General features: G+C 45.1%; 2 protein-coding genes and 1 pseudogene. All 3 read right to left on the bottom strand.

The window, feature by feature from the left end; all coding sequences use genetic code 11:
• Nucleotides 1-164 precede the first annotated feature (164 nt).
• Nucleotides 165-305, bottom strand: a pseudogene (locus tag A37S_RS28430) (IS256 family transposase); the annotation flags it as partial.
• Nucleotides 306-472: 167 nt separating this feature from the next.
• The gene (locus A37S_RS0122415) at nucleotides 473-976 is read right to left on the bottom strand and encodes a DUF4411 family protein (protein WP_028298874.1); all 504 of its coding nucleotides are present in this window, start codon (nucleotides 974-976) and stop codon (nucleotides 473-475) included.
• A 6-nt stretch (nucleotides 977-982) separates the two neighbouring features.
• Nucleotides 983-2,125, bottom strand: coding sequence for an ImmA/IrrE family metallo-endopeptidase (locus tag A37S_RS0122410; protein ID WP_028298873.1), 1,143 nt, complete (start codon nucleotides 2,123-2,125; stop codon nucleotides 983-985).
• Between the last annotated feature and the right edge of the window lie 60 nt (nucleotides 2,126-2,185).

The following is a 2,185-nucleotide window of genomic DNA, read 5'->3' as shown; positions in this document are numbered from 1 at the left end:
TCGATAATCATTTACATCGGAATACTTTTTAACAATTTGGCAAAACCACATTTTGACAATTTCAATAATTGTCGTATCGGCAATACGACAATTGAGTTATCCAGTTATATCTGTTCAAAAGAGGTAGTGTAACGTGAACTGTGTCATTCGGGATCAACCTATTCCTAAACACTGCTTTGATCCAGGCGTAGCCTGTCACCAAATTTAATATAAAGCTGAGAGATGGTCAAGCCCCAATTATGGATGGGCATGGCCCATTTCTTGGTGATTTCTCGGGTTACCAGATAAAGGAGCTTCAACAGTGCCTATTCCTGTAACCTTCAACGATTAATTTTAATGATTATCTTATAAAGTACAATCTTAATTGGTTAAATGGCGAATGATCCATGCCGGGCAAAGGGTTGATGGTGGTAATTGCCTCAGAAATATCGGCAGCTACGATGCCTATTGATGAGTTATACTAATTGAATTTTCAAAAACGAATCCCTAGCTGCCTGAACATACTGATGCTGTTCATATAACGGACCCCCATCGCATTGCAGGCCTCAGGAATCTTGACCCTGTTGCGCGCATTTGGTTGGCTCACTTCATGCGTAATCAGTATTCTGTTACCTATATCCGCCAGTGAATAAGCAACCAGCCAGGCATCTGCTTCGTCGGCATGTAGAAATTCACTTAAAGCAGCAGGTTTATAATGACCTGCCCGCGAGGTAGCCCATCCCGCCACTTGTGCATATTGCCCTATGACGGTTTCGGATGCTGCAAAGAAGCCTTCTGGAAGGGAATTCTCAACCCACTGGGTCAGTTCGTCCCGATTGTGCACCAATTCTTGACGAACCTTATCTATACTAAGCACAATACCGCGCGAAGCCAAGTCTTGTACTTTTGTCCAAAAGGTTGGGAACACATCAAAGGGGTAATACATACGATGTGCCTGTACGAAGAAATTGGTATCGAGAACGTAACAAAAAGCCATACGCTATTATTTGATGACTACTTCATTAATAAACTTGGTGTACACATCACCATACAACCCAGTCAACTTGAAGGCTTCTTTATAGGTCAATGCACCGCTTTTGACGGCACTATCCACATAACTGGCAAATGCGGGGCTTACTCGCCTTTTGTTGGTACGGTAGAAGTCTCCTCCGCCAGTCTGTTGATCTCTCTTATGGCGGTCGGCTTCCATATATTGGTTATAGAAATCGAAAAACTGTGCCCTAGTTAGCAATTGTAGATCCAACGCCCTGCGCGCAATGACGATAGGGCTCACCTTGAAACGGGTGGCTAGCATACGGACATCGGCAATGCCCGTCCAGACATCGGACAACAGATGGGCAGGAACCAAAAACTCGGCAGCAACGCGATCACATAACAGTTCGATAGGATCGTCTGCGGGCAACAACTGATCTTGGTTAAAGCCTGCACTCTTACCTAGCCAGACGTGTGCCAACTCGTGTACCAACGTAAACAACTGTGCGGCCTTAGCATCTGCATTATTGACAAATAGAAAGGGCACATAGTCGTCAACCAGTACAAACCCCCGGCATTCGCCAACAGGTATAGGCCGACGGGTATTATTGCCCACAACACCATTCTGCACGACGATAATACCAATCCGCTCTATAGCGTCCATGAGTAACGCAAGCGTATCTTCCCATGTAGGGCAAGCTAGCGTCCACCCGGCTCTCAAACCCAGCTGATCACGAAGATCTTGGACAAACTGCGCAACTAGGGTATGCTGATTGAACTTACCGACATAATCCAGGTGTTTGGCCTCCAGTTGGACAAGGTATTCGCGCAACCATTCCTGTCTACGGCTCAGGTCCAATATAGTATCGTACACATTCGGACTTACCTGATAGGTAGGTTTGGCATGTCCGGTACGGAAAAACGGAAAGTCTATGGCTTCATTGGGTGGTTCTTGAAGAAGCATATAGCCAAAGGGAACATGTACCTTCTTGGAAAAGTCTTCCAATTGCCTGACGGTAGGCTGTTTATCTCCCTGCAGCCATCTGTCCACTTTCAGTGCTGGATACTTTATGGAAAACCCAGTCACATCATATCCTGCACGAGATAATGCCCATGTGATGATATTTCCATTGACTGGTACCGTTACTGCCATAATGCAAAGTTATTGAATTCTCTAACAAAATGCACTATGCAAAGTAAGCAAGAAAACTAT

The organism is Olivibacter sitiensis DSM 17696, assembly GCF_000427965.1.
In the GTDB taxonomy this organism is placed as follows: Bacteria; Bacteroidota; Bacteroidia; order Sphingobacteriales; family Sphingobacteriaceae; genus Olivibacter; species Olivibacter sitiensis.
This window is presented reverse-complemented; position numbering and strand designations above follow the sequence as displayed.

Coding starts and splice junctions, on each gene's coding strand:
- A37S_RS0122410 (WP_028298873.1), bottom strand. CDS start 2,125: ATGGCAGTAACGGTACCAGTCAATGGAAATATCATCACATGGGCATTA.
- A37S_RS0122415 (WP_028298874.1), bottom strand. CDS start 976: ATGGCTTTTTGTTACGTTCTCGATACCAATTTCTTCGTACAGGCACAT.